Origin of the sequence: Rossellomorea sp. FM04394, assembly GCF_041889765.1 — a bacterium.
GTDB classification, from domain to species: Bacteria; Bacillota; Bacilli; order Bacillales; family Bacillaceae_B; genus Rossellomorea; species Rossellomorea aquimaris_B.
On the sequence record NZ_CP168654.1, the window covers coordinates 3,104,993 to 3,122,099 of the forward strand.

Below are 17,107 nucleotides of genomic sequence, written 5' to 3' on the forward strand. Positions count from 1 at the left end.
ACATTCGCTCTGTGTCATGCTGCCTTTACTCTTCTTCAGGATCTGATGTGATGTCTGTATTGAAATATTTTTCACTGATTTTCTTCAGCGTACCGTCTTCTCTTAAGGTCTCAAGTGCTTTGTTGATTTCATCCAATAATTTTTCATTTTCTTTGCTTACAGCGATGGCTTGCTCACTGCGGCCGATCAGCTCACGGGCTTCAACGTTCAGCCCTGCTGCGATCGCTTCTTTCCCTGTGATGAAGTCGGTAATGACGGCATCATGCTTTCCTTTATTTAAAGCTTCTAATGCGACTACGTCACTATCATATTGTTGAATATTATCCGTTACTCCCTGAGCAGTCTCTGCGTAAGTAGATCCTTTGGAAACGGCAATCTCCATTCCTTCCAAATCATCCAATTTTTCTACAGAACTGTCCGGGCGAACGAAAATCTGTGGTCCCGAATAATAATAAGGAGTTGAGAAGTCTACTTCCTTCAAGCGTTCATCCGTGATCGTATGGCTGGCAACCGCCGCATCAAATCGTCCGGATTTCACTCCTTCTACAATTCCCGCAAACTTGAATTTCTTCTGTTCAGGTTCAAGCCCCATTTCTTTCGCAACGGCTTCTGCCACTTCAATATCGAAACCAGACATGGTTCCATCATTATTTGTTACACTGAATGGCTTAAATTCACCTGAAGCTGCATAAATGAATTTGCCTTCCTCTACTAACTTCGCACCATTTTCCGTTGTGGCTTTGTCGCCACAGGCTGATAGAAGAAGCGCAGAAATGACTAACAAGACTAGGCTTTTCCAATTCTTCACTGTCTAGAGTCCCCCTTATGTAGCTTGTAATATTTTTAATCTTTCATAATTTTATCAACAAAAGAGAAAATTCTCAAAATTCAAATATAGCTTCTACAGCTTATAATTATCCATTTTCTTGGATGAAAGAGATTCAGCTTTGTTATAGATACATATGCGTCTCTATCCTTTCATTTCCTTTCATATCCTTTGATGATATAGGTCTATCCACCTTATACGGAGTTCAGTAGACCTTCTTTTATACTACTTTTAAGCTAGATCGATGCTGTCATGATTTAGTCAAAAAAAGAACCGATCTCCACATATGTGGAAATCGGTTCTTTTCAAAGCTTATTTATAGAACGACTTGATGGCATCCCAGGCTTTGTCTTTTCCAAGGCCTGTTTCGGAAGAGAACATGATGAGGTCATCTTCTTTGTCCATATTTAGTGTTTCTCTTGTTACTTTCAAGTGCTTCTGCCATTTGCCTTTCGGGATCTTATCCGCTTTCGTGGCAATGACGATGCATGGAAGTTCATGATGCTTGAGGAAATCGTACATCATGACATCATCATTGGTTGGCGCATGTCGCAGGTCCACGATCAGAATGACCGCCCTTAGCTGCTCACGGGAAGTGATGTAGGTTTCGATCATCTTGCCCCATGCTTCCCTCTCCGTTTTTGATACTTTGGCAAAACCGTAACCGGGTACGTCCACATAATAGAGGGTTTCTTCTATTTTATAAAAGTTCAGCGTCTGGGTTTTACCTGGCTTGGATGAAATCCTTGCCATGCTCTTGCGGCCGATCATTTTATTGATGAATGAGGATTTCCCTACGTTTGAGCGTCCCGCTAAGGCAAACTCAGGAAGAAAATCGCCAGGATATTGTTCAGGCCTGACTGCACTGATGACTAGCTCAACTTGATTTACTTTCACTTCTTTTCACCTACTAATGCTTTCTCTAAGACTTCATCAATATGCGATACAAGGATGAACGTTAATTCTCCCCTTACACTTTCAGGAATATCATCTATATCCTTTTCATTATCTTTCGGAAGGATAATCGTTTTAATTCCCGCACGATGAGCGCTTAATGTTTTTTCTTTCACTCCTCCGATTGGAAGGACTCTTCCCCTCAGGGTGATTTCACCTGTCATCCCTACTTCACGATTGACGTATTTACCTGTCAGGGCTGATACAAGTGCCGTCGTGATGGTGATTCCTGCTGAAGGACCGTCTTTTGGAACTGCTCCTTCAGGAACGTGGATGTGAATATCATATTTCTCGTGGAAAGACTCGCCGATCCCAAGATCATTCGCTTTCGAACGTACATAACTAAATGCCGTCTGAGCCGACTCTTTCATGACATCTCCCAATTTTCCCGTCAGCACAAGCTTTCCTTTACCCGGTGCTAAGGAAACCTCGATTTGTAACGTATCTCCTCCAACCGTGGTGTAAGCAAGACCTGTTGAAACACCGATTTGGTTTTCTATTTCAGCTTGACCATAGCGGAACTTTTTCTTCCCCAGGAACTCTTCAATATTGCTGGAAGTGATCACGACACGCTTCTTGTCGCCAGAGACAATGATCTTGGCCGTTTTTCTACAAAGGGCTGCAAGGTGGCGTTCAAGGCTTCTCACACCAGCTTCTCTTGTGTAATAACGAACAATATCCACAATCGCTTCATCTCTAACCTGGAGCTTCGATTTATTTAGGCCATGATCTTTAATTTGCTTCTCCAATAAATGGTGCTTCGCAATATTCAATTTTTCAAGCTCTGTATAACCTGCGATCGTAATGATCTCCATTCTGTCCCGGAGCGGGCCTGGAATGGTCGATAAATCATTCGCCGTTGCGATGAACATGACTTTGGATAAATCATACGTTTCTTCAATATAGTGATCACTGAAATTCGAATTCTGCTCAGGATCAAGTACTTCGAGCATCGCAGAAGAAGGGTCACCCCTGAAATCACTTGACATTTTGTCAATTTCATCAAGAAGGAAGACAGGATTGATGGTGCCTGCTTTTTTCATGCCACGGATGATTCTACCGGGCATCGCACCTACATAGGTACGCCTGTGACCTCTGATCTCTGATTCATCACGAACGCCTCCGAGGGAAATGCGGACAAAGTTTCGCCCCAGTGATTCAGCCACTGAACGGGCTAAACTCGTTTTCCCGACACCCGGAGGCCCGGCAAGACATAGGATGGGTCCTTTAAGGGATTGAGTTAACTGCTGAACAGCCAAGTACTCAAGCACTCGCTCTTTTACCTTTTCAAGACCGTAATGATCCCGGTTCAAAATTTGCTCAGAACGTTTTATATCTAATTGATCTTCAGTTTCCGTCGACCATGGCAGTGATACAAGCCATTCAATATAATTACGTATGACAGAGCTTTCAGCAGAGCTTGATGGAACTTTTTCATAGCGTGCCAACTCTTTCAATACAGTTCTTTCAACATCCTCCGGCATATCCGCTTGTTCTATCTTCGATGTTAAATCTTCAATTTCACCGGTTTTTCCTTCTTTGTCGCCCAATTCTTTCTGAATGGCTTTCATTTGTTCCCGTAAGTAGTACTCTTTTTGGGTTCTTTCCATGGAACGTTTCACACGCTGCCCGATTTTCTTCTCCAGGCTGAGCACTTCTTTTTCATTGTTAATGGTCTCGATCACCATTTGAAGTCGCTTCTTGATATCCAGGGTTTCAAGAACGTTTTGCTTTTCTTTCATTTTCAACGGAAGATGGGAGGCAACGATATCCGCAAGTCTTCCCGGCTCTTCAATATCTGAAACAGTGGAATACGTTTCGGCTGAAACTTTTTTTGAAAGCTTTATGTATTGTTCGAAATAATTCAATAACGTCCTCATTAAAGCGTCTGTTTCTGATTCTTTCACATCGGAATCTTTGAATTCCTTTACTTCCACTTCATAGAAGTCTTTTTGCTCAGTAAATGATTCAATCGATGCCCTGTTTAAACCCTCAACCAGAACTCTGATCGTTCCATTCGGTAATTTAAGCATCTGCTTTACCTTTGTAAGAGTTCCCATTTCGTAAAAATCTTCTTGTGTTGGCTCATCTATATTCATATCTCTTTGAGTGGTTAAGAAAATTAAATGATCATCCATCATTGCTTTTTCTAAAGCTTGTACGGAGCGCTCACGTCCAACATCTAAATGTAAGACCATTGTTGGATACACAAGTAAGCCTCTTAATGGAAGGAGGGGAACCGTTAAATTATTTTGATTTGCCACATATAACACCTCCGAATTTTGCTCTAAGTCTTTGTACAATTCTAACTTATTTACTAGGTAGTGTCTATTAAATAGGTATTTACAACTTTATTCAGTCCATTTAATGCTTATTCCATTTACTCTTCCATTCAAAAACAAACCGATTCGGATAGACCCGAATCGGTCAACAGTCTATACACTTTTCTTATTTTGTTCTGTTATGAGATCAGTTTGAAGTGGCGCTTCCTTCATTAGTGCCAGATCCAATACTTCTTTAAGCTGTTTTACCGGGATCACTTCAATCCCCTCGATTTCACTCAACATTGCTTGCTGGTTATCATAAGGGATGATCGCTATAGTGGCACCAGCCAATTTCGCGCCCTTCACTTTCGCGGTCACGCCTCCAACGGGTTTCACGAGTCCGTGGATACTGATTTCACCGGTAACAGCTATGGTATGTTTCACTGGGATTCGGTAAATGGCAGAATATATGCCGAGTGCCATTGCTATCCCTGCAGAAGGACCGTCTACGGGTACTCCGCCAGGAAAGTTCACATGAATATCGTATTGATCGGCAGGGACACCCATGGATCGAAGCACTGTAATCACGTTTTCAATTGAGCCTTTCGCCATACTTTTTCTTCGGACTGATTTACTGCGATCTCCGATGCTTTCTTCTTCCACGATTCCCGTCACATTGATCAGCCCTTTATCCGTTGCCGGGATAACGGTTACTTCAATTTCGAGTAGGGAACCTGTATTGGGCCCTGTTACAGCTAACCCATTTACTAATCCAATGGTAGCTTCTTCATTGATTTTTTTCTGATAGCGGGGAGAAAGCTGACTGGATTGGATAATCCACTCCAGTTCATGATCAAAGATTTCTTTTCTATTTTCGGTAATGGCTACTCCAGCTGCGATCTGGACCATATTAACCGCTTCACGTCCATTACGGGCGTATGAGGAAAGCGTTTCAAGACCTTTGTCACTAATCGTCATTTCCACTTTCTCAACGGCTCTGGCAGCTACTTTCTTCACTTCATCATGCTCAAGCTCTCTAAAGAATACTTCCATACATCTAGAGCGGATAGCTGGCGGGATTTCACTCGGGGTACGAGTGGTCGCACCGATCAAACGGAAATCTGCCGGGAGGCCATTTTTAAAAATATCATGTATGTGAGTAGGAATCTGATGATTTTCTTCATTGTAGTAGGCACTTTCAAGAAACACTCTGCGATCTTCTAATACTTTTAATAACTTATTCATCTGGATAGGATGCAATTCTCCTATTTCATCAATGAACAAAACCCCTCCATGGGCATTCGTTACAGCCCCTTGCTTCGGCTGGGGAATCCCCGCTTGTCCCATGGCTCCCGCTCCTTGATAGATGGGATCATGGACAGACCCGATCAGCGGATCGGCAATTCCCCGTTCATCGAAGCGTGCGGTTGTTGCATCCAGTTCAACGAATACAGCTGCAGGTTTAAAAGGGGATTTCATATTCTTCTTGGCTTCTTCCAAGACCAATCGGGCAGCTGCGGTTTTCCCGACGCCAGGAGGTCCATAGATGATGACATGCTGAGGATTCGGACTGCATAATGCTGCTTTCAGTGCTTTAATTCCATCTTCTTGGCCAACAATATCTTCAAAGCTTGATGGCCTTACTTTTTCTGCAAGAGGTTCAGTTAACGAAATGGATCTCATCTTCCGTAATTCTTCCATCTCTTTTTTTGACTCTCGATCAATGGAAACTTTTTGCGTTCGCTGATTTTTCAAGAGGTTCCAAAAGTACAATCCAATGATTATTCCGAAGAATAATTGGATAAACAAAGCGATGCTAGTAAAGCTCATTCGTCTCCCTCCAAGTAGATACAAGTTGTTATCGGTTAGTATCTCCTTGACCTTGTGGGAATAAACAAAAAAATTCTGGTTCTAAAATGAGTAAAAAAAGAAAGATGGGGTTATCTTTAATTGCTACTAAGCATGTAATGGCTGATTTCCACTCCAGGTGCTCGCTTTCCGCGGGGCGTGAGTTGAGCCTCCTCGGGCTTTGCCCTGTGGGGTCTCAACTGTCCAGCTCCGGCGGCTAGCCCCTCGAGGTCATAAGCTAAATGGTCCAAGAAGGCAAAGAACGCCTTCCCGGCCCATTCATCCTATGCTTGTCGGGGCTGTTCGAGCCGCCTACGCATTTCGTACTTTCCCGCTATTCCCGCAGGAGTCGAGCACCTTCCGTTCCAATCAACTTTCTGAGAATGTCTCTTTTAAGGAAGCAGAATTCTTTTTCCGTTAGTTAGTTTTTCTTGCACACCTTTAAGCTCTATCACTGATATATCCTCATCATCCATCACACACTAATTGACAGAGTATTGGTAGAAATTATGTTAATAACAACAAGCTTTGCACATTGCATAGTATTTTAATCTTTAACCGAAAAAAAGCCAAGAATGAAAAATCATTCTTGGCTTTACTTTAAGCTATTAAGCTGATGTTTTTTCTTCGTTCGGGTCGATCATGGTTCCATCTTCGAGCATTAGATGTGGAGCCGCATCTTCAAGGATCGTTTCTTTTGTAATGATACATTTTTTAATATCATCACGGGAAGGAAGATCGAACATCACATCCAGCATCATGGTTTCGATGATAGAACGTAATCCACGGGCACCCGTTTTGCGCTCGATTGCTTTTTTAGAGATTTCAAGAAGGGCATCTTCAGTGAACTCAAGCTCTACATCATCTAATTCAAGCATTTTTTGATATTGTTTTACTAACGCATTTTTAGGCTTTGTCAGGATTTCGACCAGCGCTTCCTCATCAAGAGGCTCAAGGCTTGAAATCACTGGTAAACGACCGATGAATTCTGGAATCAAACCAAACTTCAATAGATCTTCAGGTACAACTTTAGAAAGAAGGGATTTGTCTTCTTTTACTTCTGCGTTTTTAGGATCAGAACCGAAACCGATCACCTTTTGACCTAAGCGGCGTTTAATGATTTGTTCGATTCCATCAAAAGCACCACCGCAAATGAATAGTACATTGGACGTATCAATCTGGATGAATTCCTGATGAGGATGCTTACGGCCGCCTTGAGGTGGAACGCTCGCCACTGTACCTTCAAGAATTTTCAGAAGTGCCTGTTGAACACCTTCACCTGAAACGTCTCTAGTGATGGATGGATTTTCAGATTTACGTGCTACTTTATCGATTTCATCGATGTAGATGATGCCTTTTTCAGCTTTTTCTACATCGTAATCAGCTGCCTGGATCAATTTCAATAGAATATTCTCTACGTCTTCCCCTACGTAACCGGCTTCTGTTAAAGAAGTGGCATCCGCAATCGCGAATGGTACGTTCAAAATACGTGCAAGTGTTTGTGCCAGTAGGGTTTTACCGCTACCTGTCGGACCGATCATCGCGATATTACTCTTAGACAGTTCAACATCATCGACTTTGCTGCTTGAGTTGATACGCTTGTAATGGTTATAAACGGCTACAGCCAGAGATTTCTTGGCTTGTTCCTGTCCAATTACGTACTCGTCGAGGATTTCCCGGATTTCACGAGGCTTAGGAACGTCTTTGAATTCTACTTCTTCTTCTGTACCTAGCTCTTCTTCTACGATTTCAGTACAAAGTTCGATACACTCATCACAGATATACACACCTGGTCCAGCGACTAGTTTACGAACTTGGTCTTGTGTTTTTCCGCAAAAAGAACATTTTAGTTGTCCTTTTTCATCATTAAATTTAAACAATGAATTTCACCCCTTAGTTAAAACTTCATAAAATCGTGCTCTGTTTCATCAAACGAACGATTCCTTACATCCCTATTACCTAAAGTTATGTACTGCATTTTATCATATTATATGTTCGTAAAGAAATTGATACGATTCTTAAGAATCATCTTATTATGTAATGAGCATTTTAGCAAATATTTTACATTGCTAATTAGTATGTTGTCCAATTGAAGCTTGGTGATGTAAGGAATCTGGTTATGTATGTTCATGGTGAAAAATTATTAACGCCGTCTAATAAGCTTTTTCCAAAAATAGTGGTTCTTATTCTTAATTGATGGATAAAGTTTCTTAGTTAGATAGGATATAGTATTTTGGCTCATTTTGCCACAGAAACAAAAAACGCCTGGAGCAAACTCGTTTGCTCATTCGTTTTTTGTTTCTGTGGCAACTTTTCAGCTAGGCTGAAAAGCGTGTGAAACATTCGTTTCACACGAATGAGCCAAAATACGGTGTAATATGACCGTTCATTGTACAAAACAAGGCACGAATGAATCGCGCCTTGTTTGCTATTTTTATTATGCTACAGTTTTGCTGTTTTCAACAAGGAATTCTACTGCTTTACGAACTTTCAGGTCAGCTTTAAGTGTGTCAAGGCCGCCTAGAGCTTGTTTGATGTTGTCAGCAGACATGTTGTATTGTTCAGCCATTTTGTTTACTTCTTCTTCTGCTTCTTCGTCAGTAACTTCAAGGTTTTCAGCTGCCGCAATTGCTTCTAGTGTAAGGTTTGTGCGAACGCGTTTACCAGCATCTTCTTTCATTTGACCGCGAAGATCTTCTTCTGTTTGACCAGAGAATTGGAAGTATAGGTCAAGGTTCATCCCTTGCATTTGAAGACGTTGACCGAATTCTTGCATCATGCGGTCTACTTCAGCAGTAACCATTACTTCTGGAATTTCTACTTCAGCATTTTCAGAAGCTTTATTTACAAGAGTTTCACGAACTGCTGTTTCAGCTTCGTTCTTTTTAGACTCTTGAAGACGTTTTTCGATTTTTTCTTTAAGTTCAGCAAGCGTTTCAACTTCTTCATCTGCGTCTTTAGCGAACTCATCGTCTAATGCTGGAAGTTCTTTCGCTTTGATTTCGTGAACTTTTACTTTGAATGTAGCAGGTTTTCCAGCAAGTTCAGCTGCATGATACTCTTCAGGGAAAGAAACTTCAACTTCTTTCTCTTCTCCAGCCGTCACACCAACTAATTGCTCTTCGAAACCTGGGATGAATTGACCTGATCCTAATTCAAGAGAATAGTTCTCAGCTTGTCCGCCTTCGAATGCTTCACCGTCAACGAATCCTTCGAAATCCATTGTTACTGTGTCGCCTTCTTCAGCTTTTCCTTCTTCTTTAACAGCAAGCTCAGCTTGTTTTTCTTGAAGTGAAGTAAGTTCAGCTTCTACATCTTCAGCTGTTACTTCTGTTTCCATTTTTTCTACTTCAAGACCTTTGTATTCACCAAGTTTCACTTCTGGTTTCACTTGTACTTTAGCAGTGAAGATTAGATCTTTGCCTTTTTCCATTTGCTCAACATCGATTTCCGGACGGTCGATTGGATCGATTCCAGTTTCTTCGATTGCTTTCGCATACGCTTCAGGTAAGATGAAATCTAATGCATCTTGATAAAGTGATTCTACTCCAAAGCGCTTTTCGAACATACCGCGAGGCATTTTTCCTTTACGGAATCCTGGTACGTTAACCTGTTTTACAACTTTTTTGAACGCTGCGTCCAAACCTTCGTTTACTTTTGCAGCTTCTACTTCAATTGTAAGAACTCCTTGGTTTCCTTCTTGTTTTTCCCATTTTGCAGACATACTGTTCCCTCCAACAATCTATAATTGATCTTGAATTTTTTACGCATAGTAGTAGATAGTCCCGTATGAATCTAGCACTATCATCGTAAATATATGAATAACTTTTACATTACAACCATTACATTATAACATACAGCCACTGTCTTTCAACAGAGAGCATTTAAATATTAGGAGAGGAAATTTCCTCTAGTTCCGCAAGTCTTGATAGAATCCCTTTAGATTTTGTGTTTTCAACCTGATCTTTTAACTCTTCTTCAAGGATCGCATCCGAAAACATCCCCGCCGTGTAGTATGCATACACCGAAGCGACTTCGCTCGGCTCCTCCTCCAATGTAAATGGATAGAGTAGAAAGGCATGTCGTTTCAATAATTCTTGTGCGTGCTGAAATAGCGTAGGATTCGTCTGCGCCAAAAGATCATCCAGGGATTCTGTGACCTTGGTGAAGAAATCAGACTGGAACACATCTTCCAAAGTGGAAGGAGAAACCCGCTCTTCCATCCCAAACTTCGCCACAACTACTTCTTTATCCATTCCATGCTCTCTTAAAACATTTAAGATCATCGTTTGTAAAAATGGATGTGCAGCAGGATCCATTAAAACCGCTTGCAGCTCACCTGCGAAGGGCTGAATATTACGATGAACGAGCTGTGCCACGATCAACGTCTGTTCCTCCAGGCTCTTCCCTGTCAAGATAGACGTTTGCTCTTCTTCCGATGCTTCTTTTTCAGGAACAGCCGCTTTCCCGTTCACTACCTTCTCGCTGAACTGGAGAAGCTTCCTGAAATGTTCTTCCTTTTCAAAGGGTACTTCTTTTTCGTCAAACAGGGCATTGATCGTATCGACCACTTCTCTGTGCTGATGAAGCTGGATGAGTATCATCAAATACATATCAACGACCTCGAAATAATCGCCGATTCCTTCAAGGAGCATCTCTTTGCATATGTATCTTGCCTTGTCGTACTGCTTGCTTTCATAGAGTGATAATACGAGCGCTGTATTGATATCCGGGTTATCCGGTTCTAATTCATAGGCTTGAGTGAGGAGCTGAGAGGATTCGAGTGCCTCCCCTTTTTCCAAAGCCTGCACCCCTTTTTCCAGCAGCCGTTCCTTCAATCCTGGAAACTGTACAATCTTTCCTTTTCCTTCTTGGTTTCCCTTAGTCATAAAACGTACCTGCCTATACTGTTAGTTTGTATTAGTTTAGCACGATATCTTTTAGATAACAAAAAAAGCTCACCCAATGCAGGCAAGCTTTGTATATGTAGGATTTATGGCGTCCCAGGAGAGATTCGAACTCCCGACCGACGGCTTAGAAGGCCGTTGCTCTATCCTGCTGAGCTACTGGGACGTGATTTGTTTTTTCTTGATTTGTTTATCAAGGACAATATTTATTATATTCACATAGCATCAATAAGTCAACAGATTTTCAAAAAAAGTTTTATTTTATTTTCAAGTGTCATTTTGTCATGTAATATCCCTATGAAAAGAACCCGCCGGAGCAGGTTCAAAACAATGGTTTTACAGTTGAAATGTTTGGGTCAATCCGTCCAGTGCCACATGATCATGAGTCAGGAATGTTACCTTTATCTCTTGATCCCGTGCCTCTACTAAGGCGTAGGTGCGCTCTCTTCTCCCCCGTGGTAAAAGAATGCTGCCCGGATTTAAAAACAATATGCCATTATTTAATTCTGCGCCTAACGTATGGGAATGGCCAAAGAAAACAAATTGTGCTCCCACTTCTTCAGCTTTATAACGCAGCTTCATGAGTGACATTTTAATTCCATACAGATGACCGTGAGTCACCATGATTGGATGGCCCTCTACCTTCTCAATAAGATCGTCGGGTAGCCTCGCATCCATATCACAGTTTCCCCTCACTACAAGGTAGGGGGCTAATGCCTGGTCATCTGCACTTAATTCGGAATCTCCGCAGTGTACCATGGCATCTACGGTAGAATGATATTTCTCCGTTAGTTCCAATAACTCTTCTTTTGAACCGTGACTATCACTTACAACCAATAGTTTCATTTCGCTCACCCTTTAAATAAAGTCTGAGATTATGTCCTTTAGTTTTTTCAAAGCATTTCCACGATGGCTGATTTGACTTTTCTCTTCTTGAGTTAGTTCAGCCATGGATTTTCCTAGAGTAGGGACGTAGAAAATCGGATCGTACCCGAACCCATTCGTTCCTCTTTTTTCTTGTAAAATCATGCCTTCGCATGTTCCTGTAACGGTTTTAGTTTCTCTATTAGGTCCGGCAATCGCTAAAACACAGTGAAAACGTGCGGTACGGTCGGGTTCTTCAACAGATTCCAGTTCGCTTAATACCTTCTCCATGTTCGCCTCGTCACTCTTTTCTTCACCGGCATAGCGTGCAGAATACACTCCCGGACGACCTTCCAACGCATCGATGGCCAATCCAGAATCATCTGCGACCACCAGTTCACCTAATACTTCCGCAACCGTTTCAGCTTTCAGAATTGAATTTTCTTCAAACGTTTCACCAGTTTCTTCAACATCCTCAATGTGAGGAAGGTCTAGTAATGTTTGTACCTCATATCCGTATGGAGCAAACATATGTTGAAATTCTTTGGCTTTTCCCCTGTTTTTCGTGGCTATGATCACTCGTTTTGTCATTGAAGTCCCATCCCTTTATTGAAATCTTTTTACTATATCTCCTAATGATTGTTGCTGAATTTGGAATAGCTCGTGGATTCCTTCTTGTCCAAGCTTTAACAGTTGGTGCAGTTGGTCCATCGTGAAGGTTGCTTCTTCTCCTGTTCCCTGCAGCTCTACAAATTCACCTTCACCCGTCATGATGATGTTCATATCCACTAATGCACTGCTATCTTCAATATAATTCAAGTCAAGAACCGCTCCATGCTCTTCAACAATCCCCACACTTGTGGCTGCTAAGAAACTTTTCAGTGGGAAAGAAGAGATTTTTTTGCTGTCTTGAAGCTTTGCCACTGCGATTGCAGTGGCAACGAAAGCTCCCGTGATCGAAGCCGTTCTTGTCCCGCCGTCTGCTTGAATGACATCACAATCAATCCAGATTGTACGTTCCCCTAATGCGTCCAAATCGACTACAGATCGGAGCGCCCTTCCAATAAGACGTTGAATTTCCATTGTTCTTCCTGAAACCTTCCCTTTGGAAGATTCACGGATGTTTCTTGTTTCCGTTGCTCTTGGCAGCATGGAATATTCAGCTGTGATCCATCCTTTTCCACTATTTCTCATAAAAGGAGGCACCCGTTCTTCGATACTGGCATTACAAATGACCTTCGTTTCTCCAACTGTTATTAAGACTGAGCCTTCCGGATGCTTCACATAATCCGTCTCGATCTCAATATTCCGTAATTGATTCTTTTCTCTACCATCTGTTCTCATATCATTACCTCCTGTATTTTCGTGCGTTATGTAAAAACGGTCTAATCAAAAATAGAAGAGGCGGCATTTTGCCAACCTCTTTTCGGATGATTCTATAATAGTATATCAAAAAATTGCTATTTAAAAACTAATTGCATTCACATTTTCTGGTCTTGTCACTGGTTCTGTGATGGTTTCTCCGTCTTTGGACACTGCCGTTGCTTCACCATTCACCAGTACAGAGACCCCTTTAATTCCTTTTTGCTCTGTTAAAGAAAGAACCAGGGAATTCAGCATATGTTCAGAAACCATTTTTTCTTCAAGGCTTCCATAAACTGCTTCGTTGAAATTCAGTGTAACGGTTCCATCCTCAAGTTTCGGATCATCCAATAGTTTTGCACCTGTAAAATCACTTGCCAGTGAAGATGAATATCCTGGTCCATCAATTAATTCATTCACCACCGCGGTGACTTCATCAACCGAATTCGAGCTCACACGCTTGGTGACAGGTACGTAATACGTTTTATCATCACTTTGGGACACGTAATAAACCGTGAGTGGTTTAGTGGAGGTAGGATCCACAACACCAGAAGTATCCACGTTGATTCCTACTTTTCTCGTTAATCCTTTCTCATCGATCGGTGTTCCATTAACAGGCATTTCAGTCAGGGGATAACCGTTCACCCGAAGCTCTACTTTTTCAACAGATTCAAATTGAGTAAGCGTCCACGTGACGGATTGAAGAATTTTCTGCTCATCTTCAGGCTGGTAGTTATTGAATTCCGGAGAGAAATCTGCAATGGCCGTCCCTTCTTTAATATCCACCGTCACTTGCGTATCAGCGGGAAGCACGGCTCTGAACCCATTCGGCAGCACGTTTTGAACCGGCCCGTTCACGACCAGGTACTCAAGAGCTTGCTTAGCCACACTTTCTTCCCCCGGAAGCGGCAATGATTGAGATACAACATATCCGTTTTTATCGATTAAATAAAGCTCGGTCATGACCGTTTCAGCATTGGCTTCTTCCTTGCTCACTTCTTTCTCTGCGTCCTCTCCTTTAGCCGTATCCACTTTTTCCCCTTCTTTTAAGTAGGATAGATCTTGAGGAGGATCGATCTTTTCTTTATCATCACCGAAACTGAGTAATCCACAACCTGAAAGATACACTGAAGAAGCTAAAACCGTTACAGCTATTGACACCTTTGCTTTTTTCGCCATTGGGAAACCTCCTAAAAGACAGTTTGTACTAACATATATACGAGCCTGGTCTATAAAATAGACCGAAACTTTAATAAAAATAGTACAGCCTAATGTGGAGGCGGCTTGGTCCTAAACTTAAACGGCTGTGTGTCGAATTTTGTAAAACGGTCGATATACTGAAAATAAGGTTGATATGTTGCAAAAACGGTTGATATATTGAAATGACGGTCGATACATCAGAATAACGGTTGATAAATTAAAATGACGGTCGATATCCCTGCCACCGCACTCGCTTCATTCCCCCGAAGCAGTTAAATCCCTCCACCATAGCGGATTTCACCAATTTTCAGTCCATTCATAGCCCGATTGCCCATAAAAAAACCATCCGACCACAAGATACTAATCCTGCAATCGAATGGTTTCTGCTTTTACTTCCCCAACTGTCAGCCAATCGGAGGCAATGCTTGAAAAAATGGCCGATGACCCCGTGGTGAAAAAGCGATGCTGTGGGTGCTGCACTCCCCTGTATAGGAGATTGTAATAATCAAGAATCGTACTCACTTCCCGTGCCGTTTCATCTCCGGAGCTTATCACACTGATCTCCGGACCCATGTAGGCTTTGATCTTGGGCTGTAAGAGCGGATAGTGGGTGCAACCTAATATCAGCGTATCAATACCCGAATCTTTAATAGGTTGAAGAGTCTCTTCCACTATGTCTGCCGCCATTGAGCTATTGTATTCCCCACTCTCTACTAAAGGGACGAATTTCGGACAGGCAAGTGAAGTGACATCCAGGCTGCCGTGCAGGGAGTGAAGAGCTTCTACATAGGCGCCGCTATTAATCGTTCCCACTGTTCCCAACACACCGATCCTTTTATTATGAGTGTGCTTGATTGCCGCTCTCGCCCCGGGGTGAATGACGCCTATTACCGGGATGTCCAAATGGGTTTGAATTTCATCTAACACAACCGCAGTGGCCGTATTGCAAGCAATAATCAACATTTTTATATCATATTTAAGTAGATATTCGGTCATTTCCCATGTGAATGTTTTCACTTCTTGAGCTGTTCTGGGTCCGTAGGGACAACGGGCTGTGTCTCCGAGATAATAAATGGTCTCTTTAGGTAACTGCCTCATCACTTCTTTAGCGACGGTTAGCCCCCCTACCCCTGAATCAATGATGCCAATTGGTTGAATCACATTATTCCCTCATTCTGGTTTCATTTCTTGATGAAGTTTTGCTAAATTACCTTTTAATAATAGCACTTCCTGTTCAGAGAAATCCGTCAGGACACTCTGTAAATAATCTTGCCTTTTATTGATGACTTCTTCAATGATTCTTTCGCCCTCTTTTAACATATGAATGCGGACTACCCGGCGATCATTCTCATCCTTCACGCGTTCCACTAACTGATTTTTCTCCATTCTATCAACCAGATCCGTTGTGGTGCTGCATGCCAGGTACATTTTATTGGAAAGATCACCAATGGTCATATCTCCATATTCAAATAACCACTGCAGGGCTATGAACTGCGGAGGGGTGATGGTGTACTGACTTAAGATTTCTCTTCCTTTTTGCTTGATGATGGAGGATATGTATCGCAGGTCTTTCTCAATATCTGCAACAACTTGTAAATCTCCTTTGGCTTCTTTAGAATTCGTCATGATTACTCTCCTTTTTAAATCAGAAACTAGACATGTACTCCTTATTAAAAACGGGAATCGATCCAATAAGACCTTCCTGTTTTAGCTTCTATTATAATATGGGACAAAAGTGACATTGCTTACAGCCTGTACTTCCCCTACTAGCATTTTCGCTCTTTTGTTGTAAAATTTCAAGACAAGTTCTCGGAATGTCCCATAACTAAAAGAGACTGACTCTCATTCAAACATTAAAAGGCATCCGCGGAAGACCCGTTAATTGTTTGCCATCAGAATCAGTCCCTTACTTTTAAAGCTTGAGTTCCCCCATGCGAAGAAGCTCTACAACAGCTTGAGATCGCCCCTTCACTCCAAGCTTTTGCATGGCGTTGGAAATATGATTTCGAACTGTTTTTTCGCTAATAAATAGATCACTAGCTATTTCTTTAGTTGTTTTGTCTTGAACTAACAGTTCGAATACTTCTTTTTCTCTTTTGGTGAGCAACGGTTTGTGTGTAAAATCATTGTCCTTCAATTATGGTAACCCTCCTTGCCTTCGCCAGCTTTAAACCGCGGGGATGGGTATTGTCGGTCGTCAGAATATCATATGTGAAGGGAGGGTTTAGAGTGACATAGAGGAGGAAGTAAAATGAAAAATAGGCAATGGATTCATTCACACACTACGAAGGGCTGGAAACCGCCCTTTTGCAGTCAAGCTTTGCCTTCATTTCTTCCGTCCAGGGGACACCTTTTCCAGTCAGCTTCGATATTTGGACCATGGTTCCTCTACCTGTAAAGCAAACCTCTTCTTTTTCATTCAGACCCATATAGTGTAAATCTACTGAAGAATTCCCCACACTATTTGCCTTCACACATACCTTCAGCTGTTCGTCGAAGAATACTTGTTTTAGAAAATCACATTGTAAATCTGCGACGACAGGAATCGTCTCATGATCAGGTTTTACCCAATTTTGCATAAACCCTTTGTGTTTAAAAAATTCGATTCTAGCTTCTTCGAAATAAGTGAATGGAATCGTATTGTTCATATGTCCAAACATATCAGTCTCGGAAAATCGAACGTTAATATGGATTGAAAATGAAAATTCTTTTTGCCATGTTTCTATATCTTCAATGTATGTAAAATGTTTCAAGTTGGCTCCTCCTTTTGGGAAATGAATATAGATTAAGAAAATGAATCACCATTCATTATTTATTATAAGCTTTTTCTGAAAAATAAGAAACCTATAATGAACAAAAAAAGCACTTCCCATGAGGAAAGT

The 17,107-nt window shown here is 41.7% G+C and carries 15 protein-coding genes and 1 tRNA gene; all 16 read right to left on the reverse strand.

All coding sequences use genetic code 11. The features are described 5' to 3' along the window. Positions 1 to 25: 25 nt before the first annotated feature. The gene (locus ACCB35_RS15750) at positions 26 to 808 is read right to left on the reverse strand and encodes a transporter substrate-binding domain-containing protein (protein WP_374054426.1); all 783 of its coding nucleotides are present in this window, start codon (positions 806 to 808) and stop codon (positions 26 to 28) included. Positions 809 to 1,138: 330 nt separating this feature from the next. Next, entirely contained in the window at positions 1,139 to 1,723 is a 585-nt protein-coding gene (gene yihA, locus ACCB35_RS15755; RefSeq protein WP_044339484.1) for a ribosome biogenesis GTP-binding protein YihA/YsxC, read from the reverse strand. Beyond that, complete coding sequence (lon, locus tag ACCB35_RS15760; RefSeq protein WP_374054427.1) at positions 1,720 to 4,044, reverse strand: endopeptidase La; 2,325 nt, start codon at positions 4,042 to 4,044, stop codon at positions 1,720 to 1,722. The genes yihA and lon overlap by 4 nt, the downstream gene beginning before the upstream one ends. A 171-nt stretch (positions 4,045 to 4,215) precedes the next feature. Continuing rightward, positions 4,216 to 5,874: an ATP-dependent protease LonB gene (gene lonB, locus ACCB35_RS15765; RefSeq protein WP_044339482.1), complete on the reverse strand. Its 1,659-nt coding sequence runs from the start codon at positions 5,872 to 5,874 to the stop codon at positions 4,216 to 4,218. Between the two features lie 626 nt (positions 5,875 to 6,500). Next, complete coding sequence (gene clpX / locus ACCB35_RS15770) at positions 6,501 to 7,772, reverse strand: ATP-dependent protease ATP-binding subunit ClpX (protein WP_044340489.1); 1,272 nt, start codon at positions 7,770 to 7,772, stop codon at positions 6,501 to 6,503. 557 nt (positions 7,773 to 8,329) lie between these two features. Further along, positions 8,330 to 9,616 (reverse strand): trigger factor, encoded by a 1,287-nt coding sequence (gene tig, locus ACCB35_RS15775; RefSeq protein WP_374054428.1) that lies wholly within the window; start codon positions 9,614 to 9,616, stop codon positions 8,330 to 8,332. A 160-nt stretch (positions 9,617 to 9,776) separates the two neighbouring features. Beyond that, a complete protein-coding gene (locus ACCB35_RS15780) occupies positions 9,777 to 10,781 on the reverse strand; it encodes a tetratricopeptide repeat protein (RefSeq protein WP_374054429.1) in 1,005 nt (334 codons plus the stop codon). Between the two features lie 107 nt (positions 10,782 to 10,888). Further along, a tRNA-Arg gene (locus ACCB35_RS15785) sits at positions 10,889 to 10,965 on the reverse strand. Positions 10,966 to 11,135: 170 nt separating this feature from the next. Continuing rightward, positions 11,136 to 11,645 (reverse strand): metallophosphoesterase, encoded by a 510-nt coding sequence (locus ACCB35_RS15790; RefSeq protein ID WP_374054430.1) that lies wholly within the window; start codon positions 11,643 to 11,645, stop codon positions 11,136 to 11,138. 12 nt (positions 11,646 to 11,657) lie between these two features. Continuing rightward, a complete protein-coding gene (locus ACCB35_RS15795; protein WP_374054431.1) occupies positions 11,658 to 12,254 on the reverse strand; it encodes an XTP/dITP diphosphatase in 597 nt (198 codons plus the stop codon). Positions 12,255 to 12,269: 15 nt separating this feature from the next. Further along, entirely contained in the window at positions 12,270 to 13,007 is a 738-nt protein-coding gene (gene rph / locus ACCB35_RS15800) for a ribonuclease PH (RefSeq protein ID WP_044340484.1), read from the reverse strand. A 120-nt stretch (positions 13,008 to 13,127) separates the two neighbouring features. After that, positions 13,128 to 14,204, reverse strand: coding sequence for a GerMN domain-containing protein (locus tag ACCB35_RS15805; RefSeq protein ID WP_374054432.1), 1,077 nt, complete (start codon positions 14,202 to 14,204; stop codon positions 13,128 to 13,130). 381 nt (positions 14,205 to 14,585) lie between these two features. Continuing rightward, positions 14,586 to 15,386 carry a glutamate racemase gene (gene racE / locus ACCB35_RS15810; protein ID WP_374054433.1) on the reverse strand — a complete coding sequence of 267 codons (801 nt, stop codon included), beginning with the start codon at positions 15,384 to 15,386 and terminating at the stop codon, positions 14,586 to 14,588. 9 nt (positions 15,387 to 15,395) lie between these two features. Further along, positions 15,396 to 15,851, reverse strand: coding sequence for a MarR family winged helix-turn-helix transcriptional regulator (locus ACCB35_RS15815; RefSeq protein ID WP_044340481.1), 456 nt, complete (start codon positions 15,849 to 15,851; stop codon positions 15,396 to 15,398). Positions 15,852 to 16,137: 286 nt separating this feature from the next. Next, positions 16,138 to 16,362, reverse strand: coding sequence for a response regulator transcription factor (locus ACCB35_RS15820; protein ID WP_032087424.1), 225 nt, complete (start codon positions 16,360 to 16,362; stop codon positions 16,138 to 16,140). 145 nt (positions 16,363 to 16,507) lie between these two features. Next, a complete protein-coding gene (locus ACCB35_RS15825) occupies positions 16,508 to 16,978 on the reverse strand; it encodes a thioesterase family protein (RefSeq protein WP_044340480.1) in 471 nt (156 codons plus the stop codon). Between the last annotated feature and the right edge of the window lie 129 nt (positions 16,979 to 17,107).